Source organism: Plantactinospora sp. CNZ320 (assembly GCF_002846275.1).
The window spans coordinates 7,602,918-7,620,221 of the sequence record NZ_PJMP01000001.1 but is presented as its reverse complement, the minus strand read 5'-3'; the positions used below and the strand labels follow the sequence as shown (position 1 = coordinate 7,620,221).

16 protein-coding genes are annotated in these 17,304 nt (G+C 71.5%); 13 read left to right on the top strand and 3 right to left on the bottom strand.

The annotated features are described in order from the left end of the window. The first annotated feature begins 104 nt into the window (after positions 1-104). The 7 genes from CLT71_RS34155 (at position 105) to CLT71_RS34125 (ending at position 6,100) form a co-directional block, all read left to right on the top strand. Positions 105-992, top strand: coding sequence for an SDR family NAD(P)-dependent oxidoreductase (locus CLT71_RS34155; protein WP_101370726.1), 888 nt, complete (start codon positions 105-107; stop codon positions 990-992). A gap of 25 nt (positions 993-1,017) precedes the next feature. Continuing rightward, complete coding sequence (locus CLT71_RS34150; RefSeq protein WP_101370725.1) at positions 1,018-1,758, top strand: SDR family oxidoreductase; 741 nt, start codon at positions 1,018-1,020, stop codon at positions 1,756-1,758. Positions 1,759-1,813: 55 nt separating this feature from the next. Further along, complete coding sequence (locus tag CLT71_RS34145) at positions 1,814-2,341, top strand: DUF1097 domain-containing protein (protein ID WP_101370724.1); 528 nt, start codon at positions 1,814-1,816, stop codon at positions 2,339-2,341. A 77-nt stretch (positions 2,342-2,418) separates the two neighbouring features. After that, complete coding sequence (locus CLT71_RS34140) at positions 2,419-3,558, top strand: PQQ-dependent sugar dehydrogenase (RefSeq protein WP_199187810.1); 1,140 nt, start codon at positions 2,419-2,421, stop codon at positions 3,556-3,558. Between the two features lie 125 nt (positions 3,559-3,683). Beyond that, positions 3,684-4,388 carry a TetR/AcrR family transcriptional regulator gene (locus CLT71_RS34135; protein ID WP_486483605.1) on the top strand — a complete coding sequence of 235 codons (705 nt, stop codon included), beginning with the start codon at positions 3,684-3,686 and terminating at the stop codon, positions 4,386-4,388. Positions 4,389-4,595: 207 nt separating this feature from the next. Continuing rightward, entirely contained in the window at positions 4,596-5,444 is an 849-nt protein-coding gene (locus CLT71_RS34130) for an alpha/beta fold hydrolase (protein WP_101372026.1), read from the top strand. A gap of 116 nt (positions 5,445-5,560) precedes the next feature. Further along, positions 5,561-6,100, top strand: a complete 540-nt coding sequence (locus CLT71_RS34125; protein ID WP_101372025.1) for an ATP-binding protein — start codon at positions 5,561-5,563, stop codon at positions 6,098-6,100. A gap of 123 nt (positions 6,101-6,223) precedes the next feature. On the opposite strand, the gene CLT71_RS34120 is transcribed toward CLT71_RS34125, so the two are convergent. Beyond that, on the bottom strand, positions 6,224-6,652 hold the full coding sequence (locus CLT71_RS34120; RefSeq protein WP_101370721.1) for a DUF1801 domain-containing protein: 429 nt from the start codon (positions 6,650-6,652) through the stop codon (positions 6,224-6,226). Between the two features lie 88 nt (positions 6,653-6,740). Further along, on the bottom strand, positions 6,741-7,625 hold the full coding sequence (locus CLT71_RS34115; RefSeq protein WP_101370720.1) for a sigma-70 family RNA polymerase sigma factor: 885 nt from the start codon (positions 7,623-7,625) through the stop codon (positions 6,741-6,743). An 81-nt stretch (positions 7,626-7,706) separates the two neighbouring features. Between CLT71_RS34115 and CLT71_RS34110 the strand changes: the two genes are divergently transcribed. Beyond that, positions 7,707-8,090, top strand: coding sequence for a DoxX family protein (locus CLT71_RS34110; RefSeq protein ID WP_101370719.1), 384 nt, complete (start codon positions 7,707-7,709; stop codon positions 8,088-8,090). 82 nt (positions 8,091-8,172) lie between these two features. On the opposite strand, the gene CLT71_RS34105 is transcribed toward CLT71_RS34110, so the two are convergent. Further along, complete coding sequence (locus tag CLT71_RS34105; protein WP_101370718.1) at positions 8,173-8,739, bottom strand: hypothetical protein; 567 nt, start codon at positions 8,737-8,739, stop codon at positions 8,173-8,175. 207 nt (positions 8,740-8,946) lie between these two features. Here CLT71_RS34105 and CLT71_RS34100 point away from each other — a divergent pair, with 207 nt between their 5' ends. From CLT71_RS34100 to CLT71_RS34080, 5 genes are all read left to right on the top strand, one after another. After that, positions 8,947-9,405 (top strand): GNAT family N-acetyltransferase, encoded by a 459-nt coding sequence (locus CLT71_RS34100; RefSeq protein WP_199187809.1) that lies wholly within the window; start codon positions 8,947-8,949, stop codon positions 9,403-9,405. Positions 9,406-9,562: 157 nt separating this feature from the next. Beyond that, complete coding sequence (locus CLT71_RS34095; protein ID WP_486483604.1) at positions 9,563-10,519, top strand: ABC transporter ATP-binding protein; 957 nt, start codon at positions 9,563-9,565, stop codon at positions 10,517-10,519. Beyond that, positions 10,516-11,238, top strand: a complete 723-nt coding sequence (locus tag CLT71_RS34090) for an ABC transporter ATP-binding protein (RefSeq protein ID WP_101370717.1) — start codon at positions 10,516-10,518, stop codon at positions 11,236-11,238. Before CLT71_RS34095 ends, CLT71_RS34090 begins: the two co-directional genes overlap by 4 nt. A gap of 7 nt (positions 11,239-11,245) precedes the next feature. Further along, positions 11,246-14,431 (top strand): FtsX-like permease family protein, encoded by a 3,186-nt coding sequence (locus CLT71_RS34085; protein WP_101370716.1) that lies wholly within the window; start codon positions 11,246-11,248, stop codon positions 14,429-14,431. Further along, on the top strand, positions 14,428-17,268 hold the full coding sequence (locus CLT71_RS34080; RefSeq protein ID WP_486483603.1) for an FtsX-like permease family protein: 2,841 nt from the start codon (positions 14,428-14,430) through the stop codon (positions 17,266-17,268). The genes CLT71_RS34085 and CLT71_RS34080 overlap by 4 nt, the downstream gene beginning before the upstream one ends. Positions 17,269-17,304 lie beyond the last annotated feature (36 nt).

The window sequence follows — 17,304 nt, the reverse complement described above, 5'->3', positions numbered from 1 at the left end:
CAGCGGTAGCGCTGATACCACTGTCTCAATAGCACCTTGACCATATCGGTGCTACCCAATATAGTGGTATCACCGCTACCGATCGTGCGAAGGAGCGCTGTTCGATGTCTGTCGTCCTCATCACCGGAGCCGCCACCGGAATCGGCAACCTGACCGCCCGCGCCCTGGCCGGCGCCGGCCACACCGTCCACGCGAGCGTGCGGGACATCGACGGCGCCAATGCCGGGCACGCGGCCGAGCTGCGGGCACACGCCCAGGAGTCCGGCGCCGACCTGCACGTCCTCGAACTGGACGTCACGTCGCAGGATTCCGCCGATGCCGCCGTACACAGTGTCGTAGAACGCCACGGCAACCTCGATGTGGTGATCAACAATGCCGGGCACCTGTGCATCGGCTACGTCGAGGCCTTCACCGACCAGGACGTGGCCCATCTGATCGACATCAACGCCATCGGCGCGCACCGGGTCAACCGTGCGGTCCTGCCGCACTTCCGCGAGCGGCGGGCCGGGGTGTTGATGTACGTGGGCAGCACCATCCCGGTCACGACCCCACCGTTCCTCGGTCCGTACGTGGTGAGCAAGGCCGCCATGGACGCGCTCGCCGTGACGACCGCCTACGAGGCCAACGCGTTCGGCATCGAGACGGTCATCGTCATGCCGGGCGCCATCACCAAAGGCACCGAGCACTTCCCGAATGCGAGCCGGGCGAGCGACCAGGCCGTCACGGCCGCCTATGCCGGGCTCGACCAGCTCGTCGAACGCAACGAGCACGCCACCGCCGCGCTGCTCAGACACCCGCTGATGGGCGCGGCCGGCGTCGCCGACGAAATCGTCCGCGTCCTGAACCTGCCCTTCGGCGAGAAGCCGTTCCGGACCGTGATCGACGACGCCCACGCCGGCGTCGAACACGTCAACGAGGTCGCGTACCAGACCCGGGCGGACTTCGTCGCGCGGTTGGGTTGCCCCGAACTGCTCGCCCCAGCTCGCTCCTGACCTTTCCAACGCAGAGGAGAACAACGTGCTCTCCAACACCCAGAACCGGGTAGCCGTCGTCACCGGAGGATCCCGCGGGATCGGCCGCGCCGTCGCACTGAGGCTCGCCGCGGACGGCCAGGACGTGGTCGTCGGCTATGCCAGCGACAGGACCGAGGCGGAGGCCACGGTCGCGGCGATCAGGACCACCGGAGGTCGCGCGGTCGCCGTACGGGTGGACGTGGCCGACGAGAACGAAGTACCCGTACTGTTCGACACCGCGCAGCGGTCGTTCGGCGGCGTGGACGTTGTCGTGAACGCGGCGGGCGTCATGATCCTCCGACCGGTCGCCGAGTTGGACCTCGACGAGTTCGACCGGATGCACCGCACCAACCTCCGTGGCACCTTCGTCGTCGCCCGCGAGGCGGTCGGTCGGCTACGTCCGGGCGGCGCCATCGTCAACTTCTCCACCTCGATCACCCGGCTCAACCTGCCCAGCTATGCCGGGTACGCGGCGAGCAAGGCCGCTGTGGAGGCCCTCAGTCCGATCCTGGCCAAGGAGTTGCGCGGTCGGGACGTCACGGTCAACGCCGTCGCTCCCGGACCCACGGCGACCGCGCTCTTCCTCGAGGGCAAGAGCGACGACCTCGTCCAGAGGATCGCGAAGCAGAACCCGATGGAACGACTCGGCCGCCCGGACGACATCGCCGAGGTGGTGTCGCTGCTCGCCGGCGACGGCCGGTGGATCAACGGGCAGACCATCTTCGTCAACGGCGGCGCCGCCTGACGAACCACTGACCACCCAGTCAGCCGCCCTCGGCGGCACGAGGAGGAGAAGACAGATGGCTCAGCAGATCGGCTCCGCAACCGCACCGGCCACGCCCGCGACGCACGCCACGACAACATCCTCTGGCCAATTCGTACGCTTCACCCTCATCGCAGCCGTCATCGCCGCGGCCGCGGCGTTCCTCAGCGAGACGGTCGGGCTACCCGCCTGGGCGATGTTTGTCGGCTGGGTGGCCTGGTTCACCCGTCCGGCCTCGGCACTGCACGGCCTCCACGCCGTCATCAGCCTGTGGGCGGGGATGCTGCTGGCCGTGGCCGGTCACCTCATCGTCGCCCTCCTGTCCCCGTCGATCGGGGCGGCGGCGCTGCCCGTCGCCGTGTTCGTACTCGCCTGCGTCGCCGTCGGCATGCGCACCACGCCCGTACTCGACAACATGCTCGCCTGGTTCGTCGGCCTCGTCGCGTTCTTCGCTCTGCACCCCGAGAACATCCTGACCGGGCTGCTCACGTTGATCGCTGCCAGCACCGTCGGCGCGGGCGCCGGCTACGCCTGCCAGCGCCTGCAGCGCCGATTCGCCGCCTGACCGGAGGTCCGGCACAGCGACCACGACGGGCTCGCGCGGCGAGCCGGATGAGCAAAGATCACCAAGGAGGCACAGCCATGTCCCATCGACGGCTTCGACGCGCCGCGACGGGCCCGAGCCTGCTCGCCGCGCTCGCCCTGACGGCCTGCTCCCCCGATCCCCTGCCGATGACCAACCCCGGCAACGGGCAGCCGAGCCCCATCCGCGGTGGGGGCCCGGTCGCGACGCTCGGCGAACCCACCGAGATCGCCACCGGCCTCAACGCACCGTGGGGGTTGACCTTCCTCCCCGACGGATCCGCGCTGGTGTCACAGCGGATCAGCGGTGACATCGTCCGGATCCCGGCCGGCGGCGGCACGCACCAGAAAGTCGGCACGGTACCCCGTGTGGTGGCCAGTTCCGAGGGCGGACTGCTCGGCATCGTCGCATCACGGCACTTCGCCACCGATCGTACGGTCTATGCCTCGGTCTCCGGCGCGCAGGAAAACGCCATCGTCGCCCTGAGCATCGCCGACGACTTCCGATCGCTGCGACAGACCCAAGTGCTGCTCGACGGCATCCAAACCGCCGACCGCCACCACGGCGGACGCATCGTGATCGGCCCGGACGGCAACCTGTGGATCGGCACCGGCGACGCGTTCGAGCCGGAGAACGCTGCCGACGACACCACGCTCAACGGCAAGATCCTGCGAATCCGTCCGGACGGCTCCATCCCGCCGGACAACCCCTCGCCCGACTCTCCGATCTACTCCTCCGGACACCGCAACGTCCAGGGGATCGCCTTTGGGCCGGACGGCACGGCGTACGGTTCCGAGCTTGGCCACCGCACCTGGGACGAGGTGAACGTACTCCGGCCGGGGCAGGACTACGGCTGGCCGGAAACCGAGGGTGTGCAAGGCAGTACCGGAGTGCCGCCGATCTTCACCGTGCACCCCGACGACGCCTCGCCCTCGGGTGTCGCCTACGCCGCCGGATCACTCTGGATCGGCGCGCTCGGCGGCCAACGTCTGTGGCAGCTACCGGTCACCGGCAACGCCGCGACCGGGACCGCGGTCGAGCACTTCGAGGGCGACCACGGACGGATCCGTACCGTCGAGGTCGCCCCGGACGGGGCGCTCTGGCTGGTTACCTCCAACACCGACCGCGCCACCTGGGGCGGGATCGACGCGCGCCCGGGTGACGACCGCATCCTGCGCGTCGAGGTACGACCACACTGAGCGCAGGTGCCCAGCCCACCGCACCCGGTGGTGTCCGGTGCCGAAACAGTCTCCGCCCGGGCGGCACAGACACCACGATCCCCGGCGACGCTCCGTGGCTCGTCGACATGAGGAGGAGACGGCCGATGTACATTACGGCCATGCCGGCCAAGGCCCCACGCGAACGCATCATCGAGGCCACGGCGAGGCTTCTTTCCGAAGGCGGGCGCGACGCCGTCTCCACCCGTACCGTCTGCGCGGCCGCCCGGGTGCAGGCGCCTGCCATCTACCGGCTCTTCGGCGACATGCAGGGCCTGCTCGACGCCACCGGCAGCTTCGGCCTCACCAGCTACCTGGCCCAGAAGACCGCGATCGAGGAGAGCGACGATCCCGTCGAGGATCTGCGCGTCGGATGGGACCTACACGTCGAGTTCGGCCTCGCGCAGCCGGCGTTCTACACCCTCATCTTCGGCGACGTGCGTCCCGGCCACGAACCCCCGGCCGCGCGACAAGCCGCTGCCATCCTCGCCTACCGGATCAACCGCATCGCCCAGGCCGGCCGGCTACGCGTCAACGAGGAACGCGCCGCCCAACTAGTCCACTCCACGGGCAAAGGCGTGACGCTCACGCTCATCGCCACCCCACCGGATAAACGCGACCCGGCTCTTTCCACGATCGCCCGCGAGTCGATCCTGGCCGCCATCACCACCGACACCGCCCTCGCATCCCCCGCCACCGGCCTGCTCAACGCCGCAGTCTCGCTACAGGCGCACCTCGACGAGGCCACCGTCCTCAGCGAAGGGGAACGCGGGTTGCTCGGCGAATGGTTACGCCGCATCGGCAAGCACTGAGTCACGACCGACCAGCAGCCGCCGCAACTTCCTGTAACCGACCTCCTGCAACCGACTTTCCGCAGCCGGCTTCGTGCAGCCGGCTTCCTGTAGCCGCTGCGGGCGTCGTCCACGCCCGCGCAGTTGTCGTCTGGTGCCGACGCATCAGGACGCGTCCACCGCGAGCCGTTTCGACCGAGCGGCAACCCCCAGCGCAGAGGAGTGATCATGTCTACCGGATCGACCCCGATTCTGCTCCTGCACGGCTCCTGGCATGCTGCCTGGTGCTGGACCGAGGTCATCGCCCACCTCGTGTCGTACGACCGCCCGGCCCTGGCGGTCGACATGGCCGGGCACGGGTTGCGCGCACGTCGGCCCGACTGCCTGACCATGCGTCCGTTCGATCCGGACGGGTTGGCCACCGAGGTCTCGCCGGTGACGGAGGTGGACCTCGATCAGGCCGCTGAGCTGCTGATCTGCCAGATCGAACGGCTCGGCCGTGGCGGCCCGGTCACGGTGCTGGCGCACAGCATGGGCGGAGTCGTCCTCACCCGGGCGGCACAGCAGGTTCCCGAGCTGGTGGCGCGCGCGGTGTACCTGGCCGCGGTCATGCCCGGCTCCGGCAGGGCGGCCGACCAGTATTTCGCGCTGCCGGAGAACGCGGACGCGCTGGTGCTGTCCGCCCTACGCGGCGATCCGGCCGTGACCGGGGCGCTGCGGCTCGACCTCGCCTCGAACGACCCCGGCTATCGTCAGCAGCTTCGCGACGCGTTCTACGGCGACGTCGCGCCGGTGGTCGCCGACGCCGCCCTGGGCCTGTTGACCCCGGACGCTCCGGTCAGCATGATGCGCGGCACCACCCGGCTGACCCGCGACGGCTGGGGCTCCGTCCTCCGCACCTACGTCGTCTGTACGCAGGACATGGCGATCCGCCCGGCCCTTCAGCGGCTGTTCGTGGCGGAAGCCGACGCCGCCTTCCCCGAGAACCCCACCTCCGTCGTGACGCTGGACTCCGCACACGCGCCGTTCCTGTCCATGCCCGGGGAGATCGCAAAGATCCTCGGAGAGCTGTACTGAGCCAGAGGGTCACGGCGTTCTGCGCCGATTTCGGCTACCTACGTGGTCCAGGATCGGTGTCTGCCACGGACGGACGTCGGCGATGATGGGTCGGTCGGTACCGTCGGAAGCGGGTGATGATGAGGCAACCGACACTGTTCCTGACAGTAGGACTCCCCTGCACCGGGAAGACCACTACCGCTCGCCGTATCGAGATCGAGCACGAGGCACTTCGTCTGACGAAGGACGAATGGGTGAAGGCTCTCTACGGGCCCGAGAACCCGCCGTCGGCTGGGGCCGTGATCGAAGGACGGCTCATCCAGATCGGGCTGCGCGCCCTTGAACTGGGCAACAACGTCGTCATCGACTACGGCCTCTGGAGTCGAGACGAGCGTTCCGCCCTGCGTCGGGCGGCAGCAGACCGTGGTGCGAGGGTGGAGTTGCGCTACTTCGAACTCAGCCCGGCCGAGCAGCGGAGACGACTCGATCAACGCCAAGCCGAAGCACCACAGACGACCTGGCCCATGTCCGCCGAGGAACTCGCAGAGTGGGCTGCCAACATCGAGATCCCGACGCCGGGCGAAATCGACGGCAGTGAGCCCATAGACGATCCACCGGCTGGATTTGCGACCTGGGACGAGTGGCGCGGATATCGCTGGCCGCCGTCGGTCTCCTGACGCCGGCTCCTCGTAGCGCTGCGACGACCGCTTCTCCGCCAGCTCAGAACGGCGGCCGTCCTCGTACCGCTGCCACAGGTCACTGGGGACGGCGTCGGGGGCCTCTCCGGCACGGGCGACCGGTCACATCTTCTCGCCAGGAAGGTTGCTGGCCTGCTGGATCCACGACCGGAGCTGGTCCGTCCGCAGCTCCTCACCCTCACCGATGTCGAGGTAGCGGACCTCCGGATGCTTGGACGGCTTGGGTGGCATGGGATCCAGTGATGTGCCCTTGAGGAACTGGATCTGTACGTAGCTGGTATAGCAGCGGAAGGACAGGAACCAGCCGTCGCCCTCGTGGCCGTAGAACGGCTGGTTCCACTTCACCGCCTTGTGGACGCCGGGCACCGTACGCACGATCAGGTCGTCGAGGCGTCGTCCGACATCCCGCTTCCAGCCCGGCATCGCTGCGATGTAGTCCTGCACCGGGCCGTCGCCCTCGCCCTTCGGGATCCTGGGGTTGCCGCCCGAGAGCAGCGTCGGTGCGGAGTCACGCTTCCTGTGATCGGCCATACTTCACTTCCTCGATGTAGTGCGTCACACTCGGTCAGATCGGCGCGGGCAGCCGGAAACCAGGCATCGGGCGCTGAGCGCCCCTTCTCTAGTCGTCCGTCCCGGCTGGTCGGTAGGGCGGCGTCTGCATGGAGGCCAGCCGGCGGGGATCGACCAGAGCCACGACCTCGACGATCCGCCCGTCGCGCACGCTGCACGCCATCACGCTGAGTGGCGCTCCGGTGCGGCTCCAGGCCATCACACCCGGTTCCCCGTTGACCAGGACGCGGCGCGCCACCACCGACGCCCGGGCCCCGCGTTCGGCAGCGGCGATGACCTCGGTGGCACCGAGTTTCACCACCACTCCGGTCGAGGTGTACGAACGCCACGTGATCTGCGGGTCGAGTACTCGTAGCAGTGCCTCGAAGTCACCGTTCCGGGCGGCGGCCAGGAACGCGTCGACCACCTGGCGCTGGCGTTGGCGGCTGTCGCTGGGACGGTCGGCGCCGCGCACCTTGCGGCGGGCGCGGCTCGCCATCATCTTGGCTGCCCCGGGGGAGGCACCGAGAATCTCGGCAATGTCCTTGAACGGTACGGCGAAGATGTCGTGGAGCACGAACGCCAGCCGTTCGTCAGGGTTCAGAGCCTCGAGCACCACGAGCAGGGCGAGTGCCACCGCGTCGTTGGCCACTGCCGCGTCGGCGGGCGACTCGACGTCCTCGCTGACCGTGAACTCGGGAAGGTCCGCCTCTTGCGCGATGGGCGGTCGGTGCCTGCGTGCGCGCAGCAGGTCGAGGCAGACCCGGGCCACCACTGTCGTCAACCAGCCAGGCAGATTGTCGATCGACGCCGGATCGTGACGAGCCAGACGCAGCCACACCTCCTGGACCGCGTCCTCGGCATCCGCCCGCGATCCGAGCATCCGATGGGCCAGGGCCACCAAGCGTGCCCGCTCGTCGTCGAACGTAGCCGCCAGGTGCGTGTCCGGCGTCATAGTTGTTACCTCTCGTGGCTGGATCCCGTCACATCTACGACGCGCCTCGCGGCAGCGAGGTAACGGATGTGAGGAGCTCTCGTGCACACCGCCCTATGGATAGTGACCGCCATTCTCGCGACCGGGTTCTTCGTCGGTGGACTGAGTCAGGTGATGATGACGAGGGAAAAGTACCGTTCGTTGGGTGCCAACCAGCACTGGGTGGACGACTTCGGACGCGGGCACATCAAGGCGATCGGCACCATCAAGATCATCGGCTCCCTGGGTTTGATCCTGCCCGCAGTGCTCGACGTGGCGGTCGTGCTCGTGCCGTTGGCCGCGACCGGCCTGATGCTGGTGATGGCCGGGGCCGGAACGACCAGGTTCCGCCGCAGCGAGTGGGGTTACCTGGTCGGTGACCTGATCTTCATCGGCCTGCTCGGCTTCGTCGCCTGGGGCAGGTTCGCGCTCGAACCGCTGAGCTGACGGGCGTCGGCGATCTGGCCACCACGATGCGGCAGGTTCGACGCTGGGGATGCGGCACGCTGTGGCCCTCGGCCTCCGCCGGTCAGTCCTCCGGGCCGGTGGGGCCGAACGCCTCCTCGATCATCTCCGCGTACTCGGTGTCGGTTGCGCCGCGCCACTCACCCGTCGCCGGGTCCTGGACCAACCACGGCTGGTACAGCGTGCCCTCGACCCACCTGGAGAACCAGTCGACGATCGTCATGTGCTGCGGGAACGCGCAGGACACGCCGTCCGGGGCCGGGTTCGGGTCACAGCCCCAGATCTGGCCGTCGGCGAGGTTGAGCTCACTGCTGATGCCGCAACCCCAGTCGCACAGAATCAGGACACCGCCCTTGAGCCCGGTCAGCGCGTCCAGACCGCCGCTCCGGTGCCCGCCCCTGAGGCCGAGGAGACCGTAACCGGGGCCGAAGCCGCCGTTGCCGACCTCCAGGTAGAGCCGGCGCAGCAGCGATGGCAGTGGCCGGCCGGCCAGTTCCTCGGCCTCCGCGACCGCGGCAGGTGGCGCGGGTCGGAGCGGCGGCAACCGGCTGGCTGGCACCTCGTCGATGTACCCGCCGGCGGCGACCCGGCGGACCACCGCATCGAACACCCGGTCCTCGCCTGTCGACATGGCCCGCAGCGTAGCCGCCCGGTGTGCGATTCATCAGGCTGCCCGTCGGCTGCGGCTTCCGCATCGCGAAGGGATCGGCAGGTGCGGAAGTCCAGCCGTAGGCCCGCTGGTCACCGCGGGTATTGTCCGGTTGCCGGCAGATTTCGCGGCACGTCTCCGCCGCAAATGAAGATGCTCCGGCCCGGGCTGATCGGCAGGATGCGGGGCATGACCATCTTGCTGTTCGGCCAGGGCGACCCCGAGTTGGAGAAGTTCCTCTCCGACGAACTGGACGCCATCAACCACGCCGCCATCGCCTCGAACGACGAAACCCAGCTTTCCATCCGGGCCACAGGCGAGGACGGGACTCTGCTCGGCGGTGTCACCGGATGGACCTGGGGCGGTTGCGGCGGGATCACCTCGCTGTGGCTCAGGTCCGAGCAACGCGGTCGGGGCCTGGGCGGGCGGCTGCTGACCGCCGCCGAGAGTGAGATCCGGCGGCGTGGCTGCGACCGGGTCGTCGTGGCGACCATGTCCTTCCAGGCACCGGGTTTCTATCGACGGTACGGCTACCAGGAGGTCGGCTGCACGCCAGGCATGCCGGACGGGACCGCGAAACACCACTTCTTCAAGCCTCTGGCTGCCATCCCCGCCGAAGCAGCGGACGAGATTACCGGTCACCGATGATCCGGTAACGAGCCGGCGGGACCACCTGACCGCTCCCAGCCCTGCATCCAGGGGTGCGGGAAAGCCCCGCCCCAGGGCATGGTCAACGGAGTCACCGGTTGCGAGACTGCTTCAATGTCTCGTCAGCACCGGCAGTCGGCCCGGGACGGAGAAGGAATTGTCCAGCACACCGCTGTCCGTGTCGTCCCGTACGCCACTGTCCAGGTCGGAGCCGTCCGCCCGGGCACCCGAGTTCGGTCGGGACGCGCTCATCGTCTGTGAAAACCTGGTGCGGATCTACCAGACCGGCTCGATCGAGGTACAGGCACTCCAGGGGCTGGACCTGGCCGTGGAGAGCGGTGAGTTCGTCGCCGTCGTCGGCGCCTCCGGCTCGGGCAAGTCGACGCTGCTCTCCATCCTGGCTGGCATCGACGCCCCCACCGCCGGGCGGGTCCGGGTCGACCGGTGGGACCTGCTGGCGATGTCCCGCGCGGATCGCGTGAACTACCGGCGGCGCACCGTCGGGTTCGTACGGCAGCAGACGGCGAACAACCTGATTCCGTACCTCACCGCACAGGAGATGGTCGGCCTGCCGATGACGGCGGCCCGTACCCCGAAGAAGCAGCGCCGGGAGCGCACGGCCGAGTTGCTGGAGAGCCTCGGTGTCGCCGACTGCACCGATCGGCGTCCCGCACAACTCTCCGGAGGACAGCAGATGCGGGTCGCGATCGCGGTGGCGCTGGCCAACCAGCCGCGGGTCCTGCTCGCCGACGAGCCGACCGGCGAACTGGACGCCGCCACCTCCGCAGAGGTCTTCGGCGTGCTGCGGGACGTCAACCGACGGTACGGCGTCACAGTTGTCGTGGTGACCCACGACCCGGAGGTCAGCGGCCAGGTCGAACGGACCGTGGCGATCCGGGACGGGCGTACCAGCAGTGAGGTGCTGCGTCGTACCACCACCGACGCGGAGGGCGACACGCACACGATCGCCGAGGAGTACGCCGTGATGGACCGGGCCGGGCGGGTCCAGGTGCCCCGCGACTTCCGTCAGGCGCTGGCGCTGACCCGACGGGTCCGGCTGGCCCTGGAGCCCGACCACATCACGATCCGCCCCGACGCGGGAAGCGGCGAATGAGCAGCGAGCCGCTGCTGCGCGTGCGCGGCGTGCAGCGGCGCTTCGACACCGGGCCGGTCACCGTGCACGCCCTGCGCGGCGTGTCGTTCGACGTGGCCGCCGGGAGCATGGTGGCGCTCGTCGGCCGGTCCGGCTCGGGCAAGACAACCCTGCTCAACGTCATCGGCGGCCTGGATCGGCCGGACGGCGGCACCGTGCACGTCGACGGCACCGACGTCACCGCGCTCGACGAGAACGGCCTGTCCCGGCTGCGGCGCGAAACGGTGTCGTACGTCTTCCAGAGCTTCGGGCTCATCCCGGTGCTGTCGGCCGCGGAGAACGTCGCCGCCCCGCTGCGGCTGGCCCGTACCGAACCGGCCGAACGCGAGCGGCGGGTCGAACTGCTGCTGGATCTGGTGGGCCTGGCCGACCACGCCCGGCAGCGACCGGCCGAGCTGTCCGGCGGTCAACAGCAGCGGGTGGCGATCGCCCGCGCGCTGGCCACCTCGCCCAGACTGCTGCTCGCCGACGAGCCCACCGGGCAACTGGACGCCGAGACCGGCCTGTCGGTGATGGCCCTGTTGCGTGGGGTGGTGGAGTCCGAAGGCGTCACCGTCCTGGTGTCGACGCACGACGCGGTGATGATGGCGTTGGCCGACCGGGTGATCCGCATCCACGATGGACAGATCGACGAAGAGGCGGCCGACCAGTCGCAGGTGCCCGTGCCGGACGCCAGGTGACACGACGATGCTGAGGCTGGTCAGCCGCCGCGCCCGCGCGCAGTGGCCGTTGCTGGCAGCACTCCTCGGGGTCGTCACGATCGGCGCGACCCTGCTGGGCACCTGCACACTGCTGGGTACCCGCACCGCCGAGCGGGCGCTGGAGGTGGCCATGTCCCGCGCCGCTCCGGATGCCGTCGACGTGACCGCCTACGGCCGTACCATCGAGGGCCCGGACGCGGCATCCGTCCCCGCCGACACCCGCGCCCTGCTGACCTCCGCGCTCGCACCGTTCCCGGTGACGACCACCGCGCGGGCGTCGACCGTGCTGCGGGCGCTGCCGCCGGGGCTCGCCCCGGGCACCACCGTCCCGGCCCAGGCGTACCTGTCGGGGCTGGACGACCTGCCCACCCGAGCGCAGCTGATCACGGGGCACTGGCCGCAGGACCGTGGCGACGCCGTGCTGCTGGAGTCCACCGCCCAGCTACTCGGCCTCACCCCCGGTCACCGGGTACGCCTCGGCGCGGAGCTGGCCCACGCGCCCGTGCCGGCCCTTGACGTGACGATCGTCGGCGTCGTACGCCCGCTGCCGGGGCGCGGCTGGGACCGCGATCCGCTGGCCGCAGCCGGCGCTGCCACCGACTACCGGGACGGCCGGTTCGGACAACCCGTCAACGCGTACGGACCGTTCCTGGTCGACCTCGCCGACCTGGTCACCACCGGTGCCACTCTCGACCGGCTGGAGGTCACCGCCCATCCGGACCTGTCCCACCCCAACCGCCACACCCTGGAGACCGTGGCCGAGGCGGTCCGCGGCGCCGATCGCCGGCTGGCGGGCACCCTCGGTGACCGCGTCCAGCTCGGACGCGTCTCCTCCGACCTGCCGCTGACCCTGCGGGCCGCCGACCACCAACGGCACGTCACCGCCGCGGTCGTGCTCGCCGTCGCCGTCCTCGGCGGCGTACTGGCCGCGACGGCGCTCACCCTCGCCGGCCGGCTGACCGCGGACATGCGCGCCAACGAGACGGCACTACGGTCCGCCCTGGGCACCAGCCGCGGTCAACTGGCCAGCACGGCGACACTCGAGGCCGGGGTCGTCGCCGCCCTGGCCACCGCGGTCGCGATACCTGCCTCGTCGGCCGTGCACGCCGGTCTGACCCATCTGCCGCCCCTGGACAGTGCCGGCCTGACCGTCCGGCCGGCCGTCACCGGCGCCCAGGTGCTCGCAGTCGTCGGCGGCGCGATGCTGCTCGCCGTCGTACTCGTCGTCCTGGCGATCCGGCCCGACCCGACGGCCGGCGACCGGCGCAACCGGCGCGAACTGCTGGCCCGATCCGGCGCCGACCTGCTGCTCGCCGCATTCGCCGCCGCCGGGTGGTGGCAGTTGTACGCGCAGCCCACCACCGCCGCCGGCCCGCGCGTCGACGCGGTCCGGGTACTCGCGCCGGCGCTGCTCCTCACCGCCTCCGCCACCCTGCTGCTCCGGGTGGTACTGCCCGCCCTGCGCGGCGCCGACCGGCTGGCGTACCGGGCTCGCGGGCTGGTGCTTCCGCTGGCGGCCGCCGAGGCCGCCCGCCGGCCCCAGGCGGTCGCCGCCGGGCTGCTCGTCGGGCTGGCCTGCGCGACCGCGACCTTCGGTGTCGCGTTCGACGCCACGTGGCACCGGTCGCAGCACGATCAGGCCGACCTTTCCGTCGGAACCGACCTGGCCCTCACCCTCACCACGGCGCCGGTCGCCGGGCAGGGCGCGTTGGTGAGTGCGGCCACCGCGGGGACGGTGAGCCCGGCCGCCGACCGCGGCACCGCCGTCGGGCAGTGGCTCGGCACCGCCGGCGAGGTGCCACGCCTGGTCGCCGTCGACACCGCCCGCGCGGACGCGCTGCTGCGCAGGCGGCTCGACAACGATCGCAAATGGACGGACGTGGCAGCCCCGCTCGCCCCACCTGCCCGCGTCACCGGCCTCAGCATCCCGGCTGGTGCCCCGCTCGTGCTGAGCGGCACCGCGACCAGCGACATCACGCTCACCGTCACACCCCGGCTGCTGCTGGAGGACGCCAGCGGCCTGCGCACGCCCTGCACCGGTACCCCCGTGCCGCTCGACGGCCGGGAACACCGGCTGCCCGCGTGCGCGACGGCTGAGGGACTGCGCCTCGTCGCGGTATCCCTGCCGGTCGAGGCCGACCCGATCGAGTTGGCCAGCGGGTCCGGCCCGGTCGGCGACCGCGTCGCCGTAGCCGTCACCCTGACCGTGCCACCCGCCGGCCCGGTTGCCGGATCGGACTGGACCGCCACATCTGCGCCACCGGTCCCGGGAAAGCTGACCGACCCGACCGTCGTGCTGTCCGGCACGCCGACCGGGACCGAACTGCGGATGGCTGCCGACGTCGACCTCGGCGGCGCCCCGGACGCCGCCCGGAACCTCGTCGCCACCGCGTTCCCGGATCCCGGCCCGGTGCCCGTCGCCGTCTCGGCCCGCTTCGCCAGCGAGGTCGGTGCCGACATCGGCAGACAGCTCAGCATCACGGTCGGCACCACGCCGGTCCCGATCGTCGTCACCGAGGTCGTGACGACCGTACCGTCCGCCCCCGGCGCCGTCGCCCTCCTGGCCGACCTGGACACGCTGTCCCGCGCGCTTGCCGTCACCGGCGATCTGACGTTCCCGGTCGACGCCTGGTGGGTCGGCCACCCGGCCGGGGCCGGTGCCGCCGAGCGAGCCACCGCCCTGCACCTGGGCAGCGTCACGACGCGCGAGGCAGAGTCCGCCCGCCTCACCGGCAGCCCGCTGCGCGCCGGGCTGCCGGCCGCACTCCGGCTGATCGTTCCGGCCGCGGCGCTGCTGCTGCTGGCCGGCCTCGTCCTGCACGTGACCTGCGACCTACAGGTCCGCGCCGTCGAGGTGGCGCGGCTACGCGGCCTGGGGATGTCCCGGCGGAGCATCCGGACCGTGCTGCTCGGCCAACACGCCGGCGTCCTGCTGCCACTGCTCGCGGCGGGCGCGGCCGTCGGCGCGCTCGCCACCCGCATCGTCGTACCTCCGCTCATCCGCTCCGACACCGGCGCCGTGCCCGTGCCGACCGTCCAGCCGCACTGGCCGTGGCCGGCCGAGGCCGCACTGCTCGCCGCGCTGTTGGTCGGGTGCACGCTCGCGGTCGCCGTCGTGGTCACCATCCAGGTCCGCCGGACCGACGCCGCGCACCCGGGGGTGGCACCGTGATCCGACGGCCGATTCGTCGACGGCTGCCACGTTCATGGTCGACCCGTCGACGGCTGACCCCTCGATGGCTGGCACGGCCATCGCTTATCCGTCGGTGGCTGGCGCCGCACTGGCCCAGCGTCCGCGGCCGGGCCCGTGCCGACGCCGGACCGCTGCTGCTCATCGCCACCGTCATCGCGACCGTCGCGCTGCTCGCCGGGGCGGTGCCGGCGCTGCTGCGCGCCGCCGCCGACGACGCCGTGCGGGACACGGTCCGCCGCGCCGGCGACGATTCGGACATCCTCGTACACGCCAACTGGGAACGCGACGACGCCCCGATCGGCGGACGGGTCCGGACACCCCACCTCGCCGAGGACCTCGACAGCTTCCGCGGCCGGGCCGCAGGCACGCTCGGTGCCGACCTGGACGCCGTACTGCGCCCGCCCGTCGCGGTCGTCAACGGCCCGATCCTCAACATCACCGACGGTAGTGTGCTGCGTACCTTTCGGTTCACGTATCTGGCGGGTGACACCGGCAGCCCGGACGTGACCTGGATCGCCGGCAGCGCCCCCGGCCCCGCCGTCGCCGACCTGGACCGGGCCGCCGAGGTTCCCGACAACGCGCCGCCCTGGCCGGTGCAGGTCGGCCTCTCCGAGGCGGCCGCCGCCGCGCTCGACCTCGGGCCCGGCGATCGGATCCCACTCAAGGACGGCCAGCAGCGCGTCAAGGACGTACGGATCAGCGGGATCTACCGGCCTGCGGACAGCGCCGACCCCGCCTGGCGACTCGCCCCGGCACTACTGCGCCCCGTGCCCGGCGCCGACGGCGTGGGCACCACCCGGTTCGCCGGACTGCTGTCACGCGAGTCGTTGCCGGATGCCCGGCTCGCCGTCGACGAGGACCAACTGCCGCGCACCGTCCACTTCGCACCCGAACCCGACGCGCTCACCTGGACCGCCGCCGCGACGCTTGGCGCCACCGTGGTCAAGCTCAAGGCCACCTCCGGCTCGTCGAACGACTTCGAGCAGTCCCTGAGGTGGGAATCGCAGCTCGACACGGTCCTGCGGGACGCCCGGACGCAGATCAGCGCCGCTTCGGCACAGGCCGCCGTGCTACTCGTCGGGGTTCTGACCGCCACGGTACTGGTCCTGCTGCTCGCCGCCGACCTGCTGGTCCGCCGCCGTACCCAGGCGCTGGGCGGCGCCCGGCGTCGCGGGGCGGCGCTACCGGACCTCGGTGCGGAACTGCTGATCGAGTCCGCCGTGGTGACCCTGTCGGCCACCGCCGTCGGGCTTGCGCTCGCCCGCGCGGTCACCACGGGCATCTCCTGGGCCTGGGCCGTTCCGGTGGTGGTGGCCGGTGCCGTCGCCGGACCGGCGTTCGGCACCCTCGCCGCCGCCCGAGCCAGCCACGAGCGACGCAAGCCCGCCAACCGGGCGGCACGGCGCTGGATCCGGGGCACCGGCCAGCTACGCCGTACCGCCCTGGAGGCGGCTGTCCTGGTCGCGGCGGTCGCCGCCTTCGTCGCACTGCACCAGCGTGGGCTCATGCCCGCCACCCTCGACGGCGACACCGAAGAGCTGACCGGCGATCTGGCCCTGCCCATGAGCGCCCCGGCTCTGGGCGTACTCGTCGGCGCGCTCGTCCTGCTGCGCCTGCTCCCCCTTGCGACGCGGCTGGCGCTCCGGCAGGCCCTGCGTTCGCGCCGTCCGCTGGCCGTCTTCGGCGCCGCCCGGGCCGCCGAGACGGCCGGACGCGCGCTGCCGCTGCTGGTACTGGTCAGTGCCACGGCGCTGGCGTCGTTCGCGCTCATCCTCGGCAGCACAGTCGCCCGAGGGCTGACCGACGGCGCGTGGAGCACAGTCGGTGCCGACGCCCGCCTCGACGTCGGCGCCGACGCCGTGGCCTCCACGCCCGCCCTCGCCGAGCGCATCGCCGCCGCTCCCGGGGTGGCGCAGGTCGTCGTCGCCCAGGTGACCGACTCGGCGCGCGTCTTCACCGACTCGACGGTCCTCGCGCCACGCCTGGTCATCGTGGACGCCGCCGCGTTCGGGCGCCTGCTGGCCGCCACCCCGCTGCCCGACGCGCCCGCGCTGGCCCGGCTCACTGCATCCGGTCCTGGCCACGGGGAGATCCCAGCGCTGGTCCGATCGAACGGCGGCGACCTGCGGACCGGTACGCGACTACAGCTGCCCCAGGACGGCGCCCCGGCGATTCGTCTCGCTGCCGTCGGTAGCGCTCCCGCCGTCGGCGGCGCCAGCGACATCGTCATCGTGGATGCCGCTGCCCTCGCCGAGGCCGGGCTGACCGCCGTTCCGAACACCATCTGGGTGACCGGCCCCGGAGCGGCGCGGGCCGTGTCGAGCAGCGACGTCGCCGCCGATGTCCTGCTGCGCCCGGACGTTTTGCAAGCGCAGCGATCGGCCCCGCTCACCGCCGGGCTACTACGACTGGCGTGGACGGCCGCCGTGGTGCTGGTGGCTCTGGGGCTGCTCGGCCTCATGCTCGCCGCCGCCGCGGGCGCGTCGGAGCGGTGGCAGACCCTGACCCGACTCCGGACCCTCGGGCTGCGGCCACGCGACGCCCGCTGGGTCGCCGCCGGAGAGCTGCTGCCGCCGGTCGTGGTGGCCGCGGTGTCAGGCCCGTTACTCGGGGCGCTGCTCGCCCGCCTGACGCTCGGCCCGCTCGACCTGCGGCTGCTCACCGGCCAGACCGCCGACCCGGTGGCGGTCCTGCCCTGGTGGATACTCGGCCTGGTGAGCGTGGTGCTGCTGGCGGCGGCCGCCACGGTCGTACCGGTCGAGTCGGCGCTGCGGCGACGCGACCGGCTGAGTGAGGTACTCCGCGCGGGCGAGTAGCCGGCCGCTGGTGCTGTCGACCTTCCCCGGGGCCCG

What these genes read in the sequence shown, in the direction of transcription:
- CLT71_RS34105 (WP_101370718.1), bottom strand. Translation starts at nt 8,739, where the DNA reads ATGTCGACAGGCGAGGACCGGGTGTTCGATGCGGTGGTCCGCCGGGTC.
- CLT71_RS34125 (WP_101372025.1), top strand. Translation starts at nt 5,561, where the DNA reads ATGATGAGGCAACCGACACTGTTCCTGACAGTAGGACTCCCCTGCACC.
- CLT71_RS34100 (WP_199187809.1), top strand. Translation starts at nt 8,947, where the DNA reads ATGACCATCTTGCTGTTCGGCCAGGGCGACCCCGAGTTGGAGAAGTTC.
- CLT71_RS34130 (WP_101372026.1), top strand. Translation starts at nt 4,596, where the DNA reads ATGTCTACCGGATCGACCCCGATTCTGCTCCTGCACGGCTCCTGGCAT.
- CLT71_RS34155 (WP_101370726.1), top strand. Translation starts at nt 105, where the DNA reads ATGTCTGTCGTCCTCATCACCGGAGCCGCCACCGGAATCGGCAACCTG.
- CLT71_RS34140 (WP_199187810.1), top strand. Translation starts at nt 2,419, where the DNA reads ATGTCCCATCGACGGCTTCGACGCGCCGCGACGGGCCCGAGCCTGCTC.
- CLT71_RS34135 (WP_486483605.1), top strand. Translation starts at nt 3,684, where the DNA reads ATGTACATTACGGCCATGCCGGCCAAGGCCCCACGCGAACGCATCATC.
- CLT71_RS34090 (WP_101370717.1), top strand. Translation starts at nt 10,516, where the DNA reads ATGAGCAGCGAGCCGCTGCTGCGCGTGCGCGGCGTGCAGCGGCGCTTC.
- CLT71_RS34120 (WP_101370721.1), bottom strand. Translation starts at nt 6,652, where the DNA reads ATGGCCGATCACAGGAAGCGTGACTCCGCACCGACGCTGCTCTCGGGC.
- CLT71_RS34145 (WP_101370724.1), top strand. Translation starts at nt 1,814, where the DNA reads ATGGCTCAGCAGATCGGCTCCGCAACCGCACCGGCCACGCCCGCGACG.
- CLT71_RS34085 (WP_101370716.1), top strand. Translation starts at nt 11,246, where the DNA reads ATGCTGAGGCTGGTCAGCCGCCGCGCCCGCGCGCAGTGGCCGTTGCTG.
- CLT71_RS34115 (WP_101370720.1), bottom strand. Translation starts at nt 7,625, where the DNA reads ATGACGCCGGACACGCACCTGGCGGCTACGTTCGACGACGAGCGGGCA.